The following is a 14,868-nucleotide window of genomic DNA, read 5'->3' as shown; positions in this document are numbered from 1 at the left end:
ATTAATGAACAAACGGTTGCTGACCGGCGCGCTGGCGCTGTTGGTGTCCGGCTGTGCCAGTCAGCAGCCGGATCTGCCATTTACACTGACACTGGCACATATTAACGACACTCATGCTCACTTTGATGCCAGTGATGCGCCCATCACCCTGGACGGCCGTCCGCTTTATACTCGTCTGGGCGGTCATCCGCGGCTGTTGACACAGGCTAATACGCTGCGGGAGCAGGCCAAACAGCAACAGCAGCCGCTGCTGTTTGTTCATGGCGGCGATGCCTGGCAGGGTACTGGCTATTTCAAACTGAACCAGGGGGCCATGAATGCGGATATTCTGAGCCGGCTGGGGCTGGATGCCATGGTGCTGGGTAATCATGAGTTTGATATCAGCAACCAGCGACTGACGCAGTTTATTCAGAGCGTTAACTTTCCGGTGCTGGCCACTAATATAGATACCAGTACAGACCCGGCACTGAAAGATGCCGGGCTGCTGCCCTATGTGCTTTACTCCCTTGATGGTAACGATAAAGAGCGCCTTGAGAGTATGGAGGATGCAGGCCGGGATCCTGTGGTTGCCATTATCGGACTGACCCTTGAAAACATGCCGGACATTGCCCCAAACACGGGCAAGCTGGTGTTTGAACAGGAGCTCAAGGCGGCACAGAGCACGGTGAATGCGCTGCGTGCTCAGGGGGTTAAGCACATTGTTGCGGTTACCCATCTTGGACTGGAGCGGGATCAGCGTCTGGCTGCCGGTGTGAATGGCATCGATGTGATTGTAGGTGGTCATTCCCACAGTCTGCTGGGAGATTTTTCCGATCTGGGCATGGGCAAGCAACCTGACTATGCCCGGCTGGTTACCAACCCCGATGGCCGCGCTAAAACCTGTGTGGTGCAGGCAGGCCAATATGCTCAGGCCATGGGCCGGGTAACGGTCACTTTTACCAAAGACGGCCGTGTCAGCCGCTGTGAAGGTAACAATACCCTGCTTACCGATGGTCTTTTTTATACGGATATTCGTCGAACTGACGCCAGCCGGCTGAATGATGACGAGCAAGCCGCGCTTAACGGGCGGATTGCCAATGATCCGCGTCTGGCCGTAGTGCAGGAAGATAAAGCACTGCGTGAGCATATTGATGCTCAATACCGGCCAGCATTGATGGCGGCTTACGGTAAGGTCATTGGTCATGTGCCGGCCACGTTAACTCACCGCCGCTTGCCAGCCCGAGATGGCACTCAGTCTCAGGTTGCTCCTCTGGTGGCAGCCAGCCAGCTGTACTGGATCAACACGCCTCAGGTGCAGGCGGTAGCCGGCCGCAAGGCGGATATTGCACTGGTCAATGCCGGCTCGGTACGCACCAGCCTGGAACCCGGTGAGCTGAAAGAAGGCAATGTCTCTTTAGAGTTGCTGCCTTTTGCCAACCCCCTCAGTGTGGTGTCATTAACCGGCCGGCAAATAGCGGCACTGTTGCTGGAAACCATTAATGCGTCTTTGCCCGAAGGTGCTCATACCGGCCGCTTCCCCTATGTGGCGGGTCTGCGTTACGAGTTTAATGAAACCCGTAAAGACGCCGGTTTTTTGCGTTCACTGGAAGTAAATACCGACGCGGGCTGGCAACGGCTGGATCCCAATGCCAGTTATACTGTGGTGATGAACGGCTACAGTGCGTCGGGTAATGACGGCTGGAATACACTCTATGAAGCCCAGCGGGTACTGACTGACAGAACGGATCTGGCCTGGGTTAATGGCCAGTTAACCGCTTTTCCGGTTGCCCGCCTGGATAAAGCCGCGGGAGGAGCAATTCAAGTGCACTATATTAATCAGCCCCTGAATTGCCGGGCTCAGGGCGTAAAATGCAATACTGATGCCAGCGCCTTTGTAGAATATGTGCGTGATCAGCAGCCACTGCTAAGACCGCTGCGTGAAACCGGAGTAACACTGAACCGGCTGTAATCATGCACAAGAAACCCTATTTACCGCAAAAAACCTGTTTGGTGTGCGGCCGGCCGTTCAGCTGGCGAAAAAAATGGGCTAGAGATTGGGGGCAGGTTAAATATTGTTCAGAGCGCTGTCGCCGGCAGCGCTCTGCTGCGTCAGGTGCTGACACAGCAGACAGCGATAAAAGTATGCGCTAGGTGCCTATTCCAGGCCTGATCCGGACGTGGTACTGGCCGCAAGCTGCTTGTTGTTTATGTTCGAATCCTCAGTGCTGCACTATAGTCTTTTGAGTCTTTGATATAATAACAACATCAGCACAGTCGACAGGGATGACACTATGCAAACCAATCCGCTTTTCAGTTTTAGCCTTGTTTTATTACTGGTTTTTTGCGCTGCATTGCCCGCGTGGGCCGCACAGCCATTGGTCAGGCCTGAACAGGCGGTCATACTGACAGTGACCGGTAATATTGAGCGCACCAATAGCAACGGAAAGGCAATATTTGACCGCGAGATGCTGGACCAGCTGTCACAGCATGGCTTTTTTACCGGTACTCCCTGGACCGGGCAAAAACATCACTTCAGTGGTGTGCTGTTGAGCGATTTGCTGAATTATCTCGGGGCTGAAGGAGAAAATGTCCGCGTTATTGCCTTGAATGACTATCATAATGATCTCAGCATGAATATGGTGCGCAAGCATCCCTTTCTGCTGAGCACCCGGCTTGACGGAGAAATCATAACAGTCCGGGATAAAGGTCCGCTCTGGGTGATGTTACCCCTGTCGGAGCATTCTGAATATGACACCAAGCGCTATCACGAAATGCTCGTGTGGCAGGTAAAGCAGCTGGATATTCAGTGATTTCAAACTCAATCAAAATAGTGGTACTGACAGTTGCCGCACTGTTGTTTACCGTCAGCTCCATTTACAGCTACAACCGGGATCTGGATGTAGTCGGTTATGTTTCGTCTACTATCAAGGCGGTGGGCTGGGCCAGTTCCGAGCTGGAAATGGAAGTGCTGAAGTTCGATCACGCATTAACCGCAGGCACCAAAGGCGCTGATCATGTGCAACTGCGTTTCGAGTTGCTGTGGAGCCGCCTGAACACCCTTATTGAGGGAGAAGAAAGCCGGCCCATGCGTGAGCAGCCGGGCGTCATGGCAGTGCTGACGGCGCTCTTTGAGCAGTTAAAGCAATGGGAGCCCGGTGTGTATCAGCTTGCTGATAATGACCGTCAGACTGCTTTGGCACTAAGGCAGGAGCTGGAGCCATATCGTCACCTGGTCAGGGAAATTAATGTGGACAGCTTTTCCGGGGCCAATGTACAGCAACAGCTGGATATTATCGGCGATATCCGACTGCGTTCTACCATTTATCTGGGAGGATTGCTGGTCAGTGGTGCTCTGCTGCTGTGGCTGGTGATTCGGGAAAACCGGCGCAATCGCTACATGGCCTATCATGATATGCTGACCGGTCTGCCCAACCGCATTAACTTTTATCAGATGATGAACCGCGCGCTGGCACAGGCCGAGCGCAAAGGCACTACGCTGGCGGTGCATATGGTGGATTTGAACGGGTTCAAGGCCATTAATGACAGCCTGGGTCATGATGTGGGCGATAGGGTGCTTAAGGTGGTGGCATCTCGTTTGAGGCTGGCGCTGAAAGGGCAGGGCCATGTTGCCCGCCTTGGTGGCGACGAATTTGTGGTGATACAGCCCTATACCAGGCGAGAACAAGCCGAGCGCTTTGCACAGGCCATGCTGAAAGCACTGTCGGCAGACATTCGTCTGCCCGACGGTTGTTTGTCGCCCAGAGCCAGCATTGGCTCCAGCCTTTATCCCGAGCACGGTGTCTCCATGGCGGACCTGTTAAGTCATGCCGATACCGCCATGTATTATGCCAAGCATAACCCCCGATTATCGTTTCAGTTGTTTGAGCAGGGCATGGATGAACGGCGGCTGCGTAGTCAGAAGCTGGCAGTGGCGTTACAGCTGGCCATTGAGAATGACGAGTTAACACTGTTATACCAGCCCATATTTTGTCTGAAAGGTGGCAGCATCGAGTCTTTTGAGGCGCTGCTGCGCTGGCATTCTGCCGAACATGGCCAAATCAGTCCGCTGGAAGTGATTGCGGTTGCCGAACATCATGGCCTGGCCCATGTGCTGAACCAGTGGGTGCTGTTAACGGCCTGTCAGCAGCTGCGGGAGTGGCATCGCCAGGGACACACTTACCTGAAAGTAAATGTAAATATCAGTCCGGAAATTTTTATGAGCGGTGAGCTGGCCAGTACCGTTAATATCATTTTGCAGCGGGTAGGGTTGCCGGCGTCAGCACTGGTGCTGGAAATTACCGAAGACACCAGCCTGTGGGATACCGCCAGCTCGGTGGATAATCTGACTGCACTGCGCAAGCTGGGCGTGGAAATTGCATTGGACGACTTTGGCACCGGTTATTCTTCTTTCAGCCATTTGCGTCAGCTGCCGGTAAACAAGCTGAAAATAGACAAGTCTTTTGTAGCAGACTTGACCACGGATCAGCGTGCGGCGGATATGGTGGATGCCATTATTCGGCTGGCCGACAGCCTGAATATGGCGGTCACCGCCGAAGGTATTGAACTGGCAGGACAAAGAGACAGGCTTGAGCAGCTGGGCTGTGCCCATGGTCAGGGCTATTTGCTGGCACGACCCATGCCGGCAGAAAAAGTGGCGGTATGGTTACAGGAAAACCGGCAGCAGCGCTACACTCCTGCCGGCTGAATTCAGGTGCGTGTTTCCTGTTGCCGGTTTTGGCAAAATGCGGTTATCAGTCCGGCCAGTGCAGGGTAGAAGGTACTGGCAACCCGGGCTTGCTGGCAACGCTGATGAAATGCCGGCAGCCAGCTGCACAGCTCCTGTTCCAGAAACTGACCTATCCCTTTCAGTGTGTCACTCCCGGCACTGGCGTCCTGTTCTGCCAGCTGACGATAGCCGCCAGCCAGGTAGTCCAGCATCACCGCCAGGTGATCTGCCGGCTCCTTGACTTCCGCTGGCAGCATAACACCGGCATTTTCCAGCCGTGCGGCCATGCGCTGGGCGGGCTCGGCCATAAAGCCGCCGCGCTCGGTGAGGTAGCAGGAGGCATAGGGTGCGGCACTGTGGCGGGCGTCGCTTAAAAACAGGGTGGCAAAATCCGCCGCCAGCTCCAGCCTGGGGTGCTCAAACACGCTCAGGCCGGCAATGGCCGATTGCAGGGCACCAGCTTCGCTCTGCAGGCCGTCTTCACTCAGCCAGTTCAGCAAAGGTGCGGCATCACCGGCCTGATAGGCGGCCAGCGTGGCATCGTCCGGCTCCTTGAACATCAGCGTTGAAAACCATTGGCATAGCACCGCCTGGCGTTGCCAGTGTTCACTGGAAAAAAAGGGCAGGACAGTGCCTGCCTCAACAGAGTGTGTCATTAAATCTCCACCATTTGCGGGCCGCCAAAGGAAGTGACAGCGGGCACGTCACCGGTAAATTTCTCGATGTCTACCAGGCAGGTATTGGCGCTGGGGGCCTGAGCCAGTTTGGAGGTGCCCACATCCAGGGTCAGGGTGTTGGGGTCGCCGTAAGTATCGAGCGCCCCTATGCTGGCATCGGTGGGGCCGTACCAGGCACCCTCGTGAATGCGCACCACCCCGGTGGGGTAAAGATCGGAAATACGGGCACCGGCCAGCAGCTGGCCGCGGTCGTTGAACACCCGCACCAGATCGCCGTCTTTAATGCCCCGGGCAGCGGCGTCATCGGGGTTGATGTAAATGGGCTCCCGTCCCTGCACCGTGTAGGTTTCGCGATATTCATCCGACTCACACATTTGCGAGTGCAGGCGTTGATCCGGATGCACCGACTGCAGCCACAGCGGATGCTTGTCGGAGCCGGGACCGCCATGGGAGCGCTCGGCTTTTTCCATCCAGACGGGATGAGACCTGCAGTCATCGTAGCCGTAGCTGCCGATTTTACGGCTGCTGATCTCAATAAAGCCCGAGGGAGTGCCCACGGCGTTCACTTCCGGATCTTTCCTGAAATCCGCATGGCGCACCCAGTTTTCCCCTTCGCCAAAGTCCACATAGCCTTTCTCCCAGAACTCGTCGAATTCCGGCATGGGGTAATTGTCTTTATTGGCGTCTTTACACTCGTTATAAAGCTGCATCAGCCACTGGCGTTCATCTTTCCCTTGCGTATATTCCTCATGGCGGCCGTAGCGGCGGCACAAATCGGTGAAAATATCAAAGTCGCTGCGGGAGTGGAACAGGGGATCTACCAGCTTGTGCATGGCCAGCAGCCCGCGCTTCACATAAGAGCCGTAAATGTCGATGTCGTTGCGTTCAAACTGGGTGCAGGCAGGCAGCACCAGATCCGAGAAGCGGCAGGTGGCGTTCCAGGAGTAATCAATGGTGACCACGGTTTCCAGTTTGCGAAACGCCTGCTTCATGCGGTTGTGATCCTGATGATGATGCCAGGGGTTACAACCGCTGAACACGCACATTTTCACATCCGGATAGGTGACTTCACTGCCGTTATACTGAATTTTCCCGCCAGGCTCGAGCAGACAGTCAATCCAGCGGGCCACGGGAATAATGCGGCTGGCCCCCTTGAAGTCTTCGTTGTCGTGCACCGGCTTCTTGCCCGGATCCAAGTTGCGGGGAAAGCCACCCGGGGCGCTGGCGCTGGTGCCGGGCACGCCAATGGAGCTGTAGTGGTGGGCATAGCTGATGCCGCCGCCGGGCAGACCAATTTGCCCCAGCATGGCGGCCAGCACGGCGCCGGCCCAGTAGGGCTGCTCGCCGTGTTGTTGGCGCTGAATGGCCCAGCCAAACATCAGCTGAGTGCGGTTTGATGCCAGCTGGCGGGCAAAGTCGCGAATGGCGTCTGCTTCTATACCGCAGATGTCTGCGGCCCACTCCGGCGTTTTTTCTACTTTGTCTTCGGTTTTGCCCAGCACATAATCCATAAAGGGCTCAAAGCCGAGCGTATAGGTGCCGAGGAATTGCTCGTCATGCAGCTTTTCGGCGTAGAGGGTATGCGCCAGTCCCAGCATAAAGGCCACATCGGTCTGCGGATGAATATACTGATGCTCACAACCCAGATATTGCTGGGTTTTGGAGCGCACCGGATCCACGCAAATGACCCTGATGTCGCCGCTGGCAACTTTTTCTTTCAGCTGGGCCAGATAGCCGTAGGACTGGTGGGTTTCACAGTTCCAGCCCACCTGCAGGTTCTTGAAGGGATCATTGGCCCACAGCACCAGGGTGTTGGTGTGCTCCAGAATAAGCGGCCAGGAGGTGCCCTGATCGTAGACTTCGGTAGAGCCCAGCACATAGGGCATGATCACCTGACCGGCACCGGTGGAGTAGTCGCCCACCTTGTTGACGAAGTTGCCGTGCAGGTTAACACCCCGCTGCATATGGCTGCCGCAGCTGTGAAACTGACCGGTCTGGCGCCAGCCGGTGGCACCGGCATACAGGGCCCAGGGGCCGTATTGGGTTTGAATACGCTCCAGCTCTTCATGGAACAAGTCCAGGGCTTCATCCCAGGTAACCCGCACAAAACGGTTATCACCGCGCTGCGTGGTGTCGCTGTTATGGCGGTTTTTCAGCCAGTCGAGCCGCACCATGGGGTAGCGAATGCGTGACGGATTATAAATAAGTCCTTTAATACCGTTGAGCATATCGGTGGGGTGCTGGTCCAGTTCAAAGGGTTTGACCTCGGTCACCACACCGCCTTTTACCAGCGCCTTGAAGGCTCCCCAGTGGGAGCCGGCCATTTTCCAGCTGCCCTCGGCGGTGACCGCAGCCTCGGCACTGCGTACCAGCAAGCCCGGGCCAATCAGGGCTGCAGCCGAGCCCGCCGCCAGCCCCTGAAGAAAACGTCTTCTTGAAATTGCCATTATTGCTCTCTCCTTAATGCGCGCCGTCGGCGTAGTCGGACGAATGCTTTTGCAGATATTTCAGTACCAGTGCCTGAGTGTCCGCATCCATATTGGTAAAGCCCACCATGCCGGCAAACATGCCGGGCCAGGTGTTGGCATCAAAGTGGGCTTCGGCCGGCTGGGAGTGGCAGACGCTGCAGGCAGTGCGGTAAGTATCCCGGGCATAGCCCCAGAGATCTTCCGCCTCCGGCAGCAGTGCACCTTTTTCGGCCCACAGTGCTATCTCCACCGGCTCCCAGGGCAGGCCGGTCAGCTCGTCCACTTTGGCCTCAGCCTGCACTTTCACCAGCTCATTGTTCTGGGCCACTTCTTTATCCAGTACCAGACTGGTGATGTTCATGCCAAAGTCTTCATACAGCACGCGGCCAAAGCCCCGGGTCTTGCGCCAGGCCGGCACCAGCAATTTAACGCTGTCACCGCTTTCTTCCTGCAGCTGCACCGGGCTTGCGGCTTCCAGTTCACCGGCAGGCTGAGTCAGCTCCTTGTCGAGATACAGGGTAATGGCTTTCACGGTGTAATAGTGTCCGCCTTTGTCCAGGCTCAGCCCCTGAGCGCGTTGCTCCAGTTGATCCAGCGCCGGATCCTTGAAGGTCATTTGCTCGGGCAGCTGGTGAGCAATGCCTTTGTGGCAGTCGATGCAGCTCTGATCCCGTTCGGCGGCCGGTTTCATAAAGCGCTTAGCCTTGTCGGACATCACGTCCCAGTTCATGCTGTTGTAGTCATGGCAGTTGCGGCATTCCAGCGAGCCATTGGCAGAAAACCGCGCCCACTCGTGCTGAGCCAGCTCCAGGCGTTTTTCCAGAAACTTTTCACGGGTATCGATGGTGCCGAACACCTTGCCCCAGACTTCTTTACTGGCTTGCATCTTGCGGGCAATTTTATCGGTCCAGTCGTGAGGCACGTGGCAGTCGGGGCAGGTGGCCCGCACGCCGGAGCGGTTGGACCAGTGCACCGTGCCCTGCAGCTCCTGATAGACGTTATTCTGCATTTCGTGGCAGCTGATGCAAAATTCTTCGGTATTGGTGGCTTCCAGTGCGGTGTTAAAGCCACCCCAGAAGATAATGCCGGCCACAAAGCTGACCAGGGTGACAGCGCCCAGGCTGAGATGCACGGCAGGCCGCCTGAGGGTATTCCAGAGTTTGCAAATGAGTTTTTTCATGATGCTGCTCGCTTTACTGAATCGTGACTAAAAGAAAAATGAAGGCTCAGCCGTGCCCGGGCGGGCCAAAAATTAATTGCAGCATCCAGACGGCAAAGCCATAGCCGCCAACGCAAACAATGCTGAGTACAGGAAAAAACACCAGAGTAATGAACAGCAATGATAGCCATTCCCGTTTTTTGGTGGACGTTTGTCCGGGATTTTGTTTAGTCATGAATGAAATACCTTGTTACTGGGTGCTGAAGCCTCGTCCGATTATAGGCATTGTGCGTGCTGGCGGTGTTGATCATCATCAATAATAGGGTAGCCGGTTGTGGCCGCCACCGTGCCATTTTGAAAAATTAAATTCAATTGAAACCATGTATTTTTAAGATGTTGCTACCATGCAGCGAATATGCATTTATTTCTTTAAATTTGCAGTCTTCGTGGTCAGTTAACCTGGTGGGCGTTGCCAAGACGGTGGTTTGGGTCGATAATTTTGCTTTAAACACCTTTCAGAGTTACTCCCCCCATGCTTGAACAATATTTTAAGCTCAAAGAGCTGAACACCAATGTGCGCCAGGAAGTGGTGGCAGGTATTACTACCTTTCTGACCATGGCTTATATCATTTTTGTTAATCCGGCCATTTTGTCGGAAGCGGGAATGGACTATGGGGCCGTGTTTGTGGCGACCTGTCTGGCTGCGGCCATTGGCTGCTTTATTATGGGGCTGGCGGCCAACTACCCCATTGCACTGGCACCGGGCATGGGCCTGAACGCCTTTTTTACCTATACGGTGGTGCTGACGGAAGGTTACAGCTGGCAGAGCGCCCTGGGCGCCGTATTCTTCTCGGGCTGTATTTTTGTACTGCTTAGTTTATTCAAGGTGCGGGAGTGGATTATTAATGCCATTCCACAGCCACTCAAACTGGGTATTGCTGCGGGCATCGGCTTGTTTCTGGCGCTGGTGGGGCTGAAAAGTGCCGGCATTATTGTGGATAACCCGGCTACCCTGGTGGGCCTGGGTGATATTACCGGACTGCAGGCGGGCCTGGCGGTGCTGGGCTTTTTTCTGATTATCGGCATGGCTGCGCGGGGCATGCGCGGCGCTGTTATGATCGGCATTCTGGTGATCACCGGTCTGGGGCTGGCCTTTGGCGATGTGGAATATCAGGGCATCGTTTCGGCACCGCCTTCCATTATGCCCACTTTCATGCAGCTGGATCTGGCCGGAGCCTTGAATGTGGGCATGCTGTCAGTGATTTTTGCTTTTCTGTTTGTAGACTTGTTCGATACCTCCGGCACTCTGATTGCGGTGGCCCAGCGGGCCAAACTGCTGGATGAGCAAGGCCGGCTGCCGCGCCTGAGCCGTGCTCTGCTGGCAGACAGCACCGCCTCCATTGCCGGATCGGTACTGGGTACCTCTACCACGACTTCCTATGTTGAAAGCACAGCCGGTGTGGCCGTGGGCGGACGCAGCGGCCTTACCGCCGTGGTGACCGGTCTGCTGTTTATTGCTGCACTGCTGTTCTCGCCGCTGGCAGGCATGGTGCCGGCTTATGCCACCGCTGGCGCTCTGGTGTATGTGGCCGTACTGATGATGGCCCAGCTGGCTCTTCTGCACTGGGATGACATTACCGAAGCCGTGCCCGCTGTGGTGGTGCTGGTGATGATGCCTTTTACCTTTTCCATTGCCAACGGCATTGCGTTTGGCTTTATCAGCTATGTGGGTGTGAAGGTATTGTCCGGCCGAGCCGGTGAAGTCAGTCCGGTGGTATGGGCTCTGGCCATGCTGTTTGCGCTCAAGTTTGCCTTTGGGGTATAAGCTAACCCCACCCTGACTCTCCCCTTAACAAGGGGAGGGAATTAATTGCTTTGCCTTCTCTTTTTTCCTCCCCCTTGTTTAAGGGGGAGGTCGGGAGGGGGTTTTTATGTTTCCCCTCTTGAAAACCTTTTTGCCGGCCCCATCTTTCTCGCTGTAGGTTAAACCAAGCAAGGAACATCAACATGACCGAAGCCGTGCATACCGAAACTCATGGTTTTCAAACCGAAGTTAAACAGCTGCTCAGCCTGATGGCGCACAGCCTCTACTCCAACAAAGAGGTTTTTCTGCGTGAGCTGGTGTCCAACGCCGCTGACGCTGCGGACAAGCTGCGTTTCAAGGCGCTGTCCAACAGTGATTTATTCGAGAATGACGGCAACCTGCGGGTGCGTCTGGTCATCGATAAAGACAACAAAACCCTGACCATTTCCGATAATGGCATCGGCATGAGCCGGGACGAGGTGATTGAACACCTGGGCACCATTGCCAAGTCGGGCACCAAGGCGTTTTTCAGCCAGCTGTCCGGTGATCAGGCCAAGGACTCTCAGCTGATCGGTCAGTTTGGTGTGGGCTTTTACTCCGCCTTTATTGTGGCCGACAAAGTCACCGTGGAAACCCGTGCCGCCGGTGACAGCAGCGACCGTGGCGTGCGCTGGGAATCCGACGGTGACGGCAGCTTTACCGTTGCCGATATCAACAAGCCCGGCCGTGGTACTGACGTGATCCTGCATCTGCGGGAAGAAGAGCTGGAGTTCCTCGATGACTGGCGTCTGCGCAGCATAGTGGGCAAATATTCCGATCACATCAGCATTGCCGTAGAAATGTGGAAGGACGGCGAGCCCGAGCAGACCGACGAAGACGGCAATATCACTGCCGCCGCCACTGACGGCGAGTGGGAGCAGGTGAACAAGGCTACCGCCCTGTGGACCCGCGCCAAAGGCGACATCAGTGATGAGGAATATCAGGAGTTCTACAAGCATATTTCTCACGACTGGCAGGATGCCCTGGCCTGGAGCCATAACAAGGTAGAAGGCAATCAGGAATACACCAGCCTGCTGTATGTGCCTGCCAAGGCCCCGTTTGATCTTTATAACCGCGACCAGAGCCATGGCCTCAAACTGTATGTGCAGCGGGTGTTCATCATGGACGACGCCGAGCAGTTTATGCCTACCTACCTGCGCTTTGTAAAAGGCGTGCTCGATTCCAACGATCTGCCCCTGAACGTGTCCCGCGAAATTCTGCAGGACAACAAGGTGACCGCTCAGTTGCGCAAGGCCTGCACTAAACGGGTGCTGGGCATGCTGGAGCAGATGGCAAAGAACGATGCTGAAAAATACCAGGGTTTCTGGAAAGAATTCGGCAATGTCCTTAAAGAAGGTCCGGCGGAAGACTATGGCAACCGCGAACAGATTGCCGGCCTGCTGCGCTTTGCCAGCACCCATAACGACTCCGATGCGCAGACAGTGTCACTGGCTGACTACATTGAGCGCATGAAAGAAGGTCAGGACAAGATTTACTACATCACCGCCGACAGCTATGCCGCCGCCAGCAACAGCCCGCACCTTGAAATCTTCAAGAAGAAGGGCATCGAAGTGCTGCTGATGTGGGAGCGGGTAGACGAGTGGCTGATGAACCACCTGAGCGACTTCCAGGACAAGCAGTTTGTCTCTGTCACCAAGGGTGAACTGGATCTGGGTGAGCTGGACGACGAAGAAACCAAGAAGGCGCAGGAAGAAGCCAAAGAGGCGCTGAAACCGCTGCTGGAGCGGGTGCAGGCCGCCCTTGGTAATGAGGTGAAGGAAGTACGTCTGACCCATCGTCTGACCAGCACACCGTCTTGTGTGGTGGCCGGTGAGCATGACATGAGCACCCAGATGATCAAGCTGATGCGCGCCGCCGGCCAGCCGGTGCCGGAGCAGAAATACATTCTGGAGCTGAACCCCGAGCACAGCCTGGTGAAAAAGCTGGAAGGTCTGGAGCAGGGCGAGCAGTTCAACGAATGGTCTCGGCTGCTGCTGGAGCAGGCTCAGCTTGCCGAGCAGGGCGGCCTGAAAGACCCCGCCGCCTTCGTGGCACGGGTAAACCGCCTGCTGCTGGACTGAACCGCATAACGCCATAAAACCAAACCCGGCCAAGTGCCGGGTTTTTTGTTTTTAAAGCCAACACCCGCTGCTTATATAATCAATAGGTCTAACTGACCGGGCTGTTACTTGTTCCCATGGCGGTGTCGTGCCACAATCAGGCGCAATTTATGAATGACTAATCACAAAGAGGACGCTGTTATGCGCATCGTTTTGCTGGGTGCTCCGGGCGCTGGTAAGGGAACACAAGCTCAGTTCATCATGGAAAAGTTCGGTATTCCGCAAATTTCGACCGGCGACATGCTGCGTGCCGCTATCAAGGCCGGCACTCCGCTGGGCCTGAAGGCCAAGGAAGTAATGGATAATGGTCAGTTGGTGTCTGACGACATTATTATTGGTCTGGTAAAAGAGCGCATCAGCCAGGACGACTGTGCCAAAGGCTTTCTGCTGGACGGTTTTCCGCGCACCATTCCTCAGGCCGATGCCATGAAGGAAGCCGGTGTTGACGTGGACCATGTGCTCGAGTTTGCCGTGCCCGACGAAGAAATCGTTAAGCGCATGAGCGGCCGCCGTGTGCATCAGGGCTCCGGCCGGGTTTATCACCTGGTTTATAATCCGCCCAAGGTAGAAGGCAAGGATGACGTGACCGGTGAAGAGCTGGTGATCCGCGCCGACGACGAAGAAGCCACCGTGCGCAAGCGTCTGGCGGTGTATCATGAGCAAACGGCTCCGCTTATCGATTATTACAAACAAGAAGCCGACGCCGGTCGTACCAAACACCATAAGGTAGACGGTACCCAGTCTGTTGAAGCGGTAAGCCGCGAGCTGACTGACATTTTGGCATAACGCTTTTATGATATAAGCCGGACCTGTTAAGGTCCGGCTTTTTGTTGTTGATAAAAGGCAGGTAACAAGGTGAAAGCAGGCGTTTTACTGGTGAATCTGGGCACGCCTTCCGCGCCAACCTCGGCGGCGGTAAAGGCCTTTCTCAGTGAGTTTCTGCACGATTACCGGGTAGTGGATTTACCCCGTTCACTCTGGTGTCCGTTATTGCATGGCATTATTCTGCCGTTCCGCTCGCCCAAGGTTGCCAAATTGTATCAGGGTATCTGGTGGCCGGAAGGCTCACCACTGATGGTGGTGAGCAAGCGTCAGCAGGCGGGTTTGCAACAGGCACTGCAAGATGAAGGGATCGACATGCCGGTGGCGCTGGGCATGAGCTACGGCGAGCCGTCCATTGAGTCGGCCTGGCAACAGCTGAAAGAGCAGGGCGTAGGCAAAGTGATAGTCTTGCCCCTGTATCCGCAATATTCAGTCAGTACCACGGCCTCTGTGTTTGACAGCTGGGCCAAACTGATGAAAAAAGAGCGGCTGGTGCCTGCGCTGCGTTTTGTGCACGACTACCATGATTTCAGTGGTTATATCTCGGCGCTGGCTGATTCGGTGCGCAGTCACTGGGAGCAACATGGCCGCGGCGACATGCTGCTGTTGTCTTACCATGGTATTCCCAAGCGCTTTGAAAACGAAGGTGACCCTTACGGACAGCAGTGTCATCGCACGTCAGAGCTGCTGGCCGCAGAGCTGGGGCTGGAGCCCCACCAGTGGCGTACTACCTTTCAGTCCCGCTTTGGCCGGGAAGAATGGCTGCAGCCTTACACTGACAAAACCATGGAAAAGCTGCCGAAAGAAGGCATTAAAAAGCTGGATGTGATCTGCCCGGCATTTTCGGCAGATTGTCTGGAAACCCTGGAAGAGATTGCCGGTGAGAACAAGGAGATTTTTCTCAAGGCAGGCGGCGAGCAATATCATTATATTCCGGCCCTGAACGACAATCCGGCCCATATTCGCATGCTGATGGATCTGGTGCGCCGCGAGCTGGTGTAAGCCAGACAGGGGGCAAAACCTGAAAAACCGGCGTTGCTTTAATAGCAACGCCGGTTTTTTTTATGGGCCGAA

12 protein-coding genes are annotated in these 14,868 nt (G+C 55.4%); 8 read left to right on the top strand and 4 right to left on the bottom strand.

From position 1 onward, the window contains the following. Positions 1 to 4: 4 nt before the first annotated feature. The 4 genes from R0I78_RS06180 to R0I78_RS06165 all read left to right on the top strand — a co-directional run bounded on the left by R0I78_RS06180 (position 5) and on the right by R0I78_RS06165 (position 4,684). On the top strand, positions 5 to 1,948 hold the full coding sequence (locus R0I78_RS06180) for a bifunctional metallophosphatase/5'-nucleotidase (protein WP_317074693.1): 1,944 nt from the start codon (positions 5 to 7) through the stop codon (positions 1,946 to 1,948). 2 nt (positions 1,949 to 1,950) lie between these two features. Next, entirely contained in the window at positions 1,951 to 2,130 is a 180-nt protein-coding gene (locus R0I78_RS06175; protein ID WP_317074692.1) for a DUF2256 domain-containing protein, read from the top strand. Between the two features lie 140 nt (positions 2,131 to 2,270). After that, positions 2,271 to 2,789, top strand: a complete 519-nt coding sequence (locus R0I78_RS06170; protein ID WP_317074691.1) for a hypothetical protein — start codon at positions 2,271 to 2,273, stop codon at positions 2,787 to 2,789. Then, positions 2,786 to 4,684 carry a putative bifunctional diguanylate cyclase/phosphodiesterase gene (locus R0I78_RS06165; protein ID WP_317074690.1) on the top strand — a complete coding sequence of 633 codons (1,899 nt, stop codon included), beginning with the start codon at positions 2,786 to 2,788 and terminating at the stop codon, positions 4,682 to 4,684. The genes R0I78_RS06170 and R0I78_RS06165 overlap by 4 nt, the downstream gene beginning before the upstream one ends. Before the next feature lie 2 nt (positions 4,685 to 4,686). On the opposite strand, the gene torD is transcribed toward R0I78_RS06165, so the two are convergent. The 4 genes from torD to R0I78_RS06145 are packed head-to-tail and all read right to left on the bottom strand — an operon-like array spanning position 4,687 to position 9,244. Next, positions 4,687 to 5,361 carry a molecular chaperone TorD gene (torD, locus tag R0I78_RS06160; RefSeq protein WP_317074689.1) on the bottom strand — a complete coding sequence of 225 codons (675 nt, stop codon included), beginning with the start codon at positions 5,359 to 5,361 and terminating at the stop codon, positions 4,687 to 4,689. Next, positions 5,361 to 7,832: a trimethylamine-N-oxide reductase TorA gene (gene torA, locus R0I78_RS06155; protein ID WP_317074808.1), complete on the bottom strand. Its 2,472-nt coding sequence runs from the start codon at positions 7,830 to 7,832 to the stop codon at positions 5,361 to 5,363. The genes torD and torA overlap by 1 nt, the downstream gene beginning before the upstream one ends. A 10-nt stretch (positions 7,833 to 7,842) precedes the next feature. Continuing rightward, the gene (gene torC / locus R0I78_RS06150) at positions 7,843 to 9,030 is read right to left on the bottom strand and encodes a pentaheme c-type cytochrome TorC (RefSeq protein WP_317074688.1); all 1,188 of its coding nucleotides are present in this window, start codon (positions 9,028 to 9,030) and stop codon (positions 7,843 to 7,845) included. Between the two features lie 46 nt (positions 9,031 to 9,076). Beyond that, positions 9,077 to 9,244 (bottom strand): periplasmic nitrate reductase, NapE protein, encoded by a 168-nt coding sequence (locus tag R0I78_RS06145; RefSeq protein ID WP_317074687.1) that lies wholly within the window; start codon positions 9,242 to 9,244, stop codon positions 9,077 to 9,079. 297 nt (positions 9,245 to 9,541) lie between these two features. On the opposite strand from R0I78_RS06145, the gene R0I78_RS06140 reads away from it, so the two are divergent. The 4 genes from R0I78_RS06140 to hemH all read left to right on the top strand — a co-directional run bounded on the left by R0I78_RS06140 (position 9,542) and on the right by hemH (position 14,796). Continuing rightward, entirely contained in the window at positions 9,542 to 10,834 is a 1,293-nt protein-coding gene (locus tag R0I78_RS06140) for an NCS2 family permease (protein WP_019933984.1), read from the top strand. Positions 10,835 to 11,016: 182 nt separating this feature from the next. Further along, the gene (gene htpG, locus R0I78_RS06135; RefSeq protein WP_317074686.1) at positions 11,017 to 12,933 is read left to right on the top strand and encodes a molecular chaperone HtpG; all 1,917 of its coding nucleotides are present in this window, start codon (positions 11,017 to 11,019) and stop codon (positions 12,931 to 12,933) included. 180 nt (positions 12,934 to 13,113) lie between these two features. After that, the gene (gene adk / locus R0I78_RS06130; RefSeq protein ID WP_317074685.1) at positions 13,114 to 13,758 is read left to right on the top strand and encodes an adenylate kinase; all 645 of its coding nucleotides are present in this window, start codon (positions 13,114 to 13,116) and stop codon (positions 13,756 to 13,758) included. A gap of 69 nt (positions 13,759 to 13,827) precedes the next feature. After that, the gene (hemH, locus tag R0I78_RS06125) at positions 13,828 to 14,796 is read left to right on the top strand and encodes a ferrochelatase (protein ID WP_317074684.1); all 969 of its coding nucleotides are present in this window, start codon (positions 13,828 to 13,830) and stop codon (positions 14,794 to 14,796) included. The last annotated feature ends 72 nt before the right edge of the window (positions 14,797 to 14,868 follow it).

The sequence above is a fragment of the Oceanimonas sp. CAM02 genome, from assembly GCF_032842915.1.
Lineage (GTDB): Bacteria > Pseudomonadota > Gammaproteobacteria > Enterobacterales > Aeromonadaceae > Oceanimonas > Oceanimonas smirnovii.
Note: the sequence above shows the minus strand (reverse complement) of the source record. Positions and strands in the feature narration are given on the sequence as shown.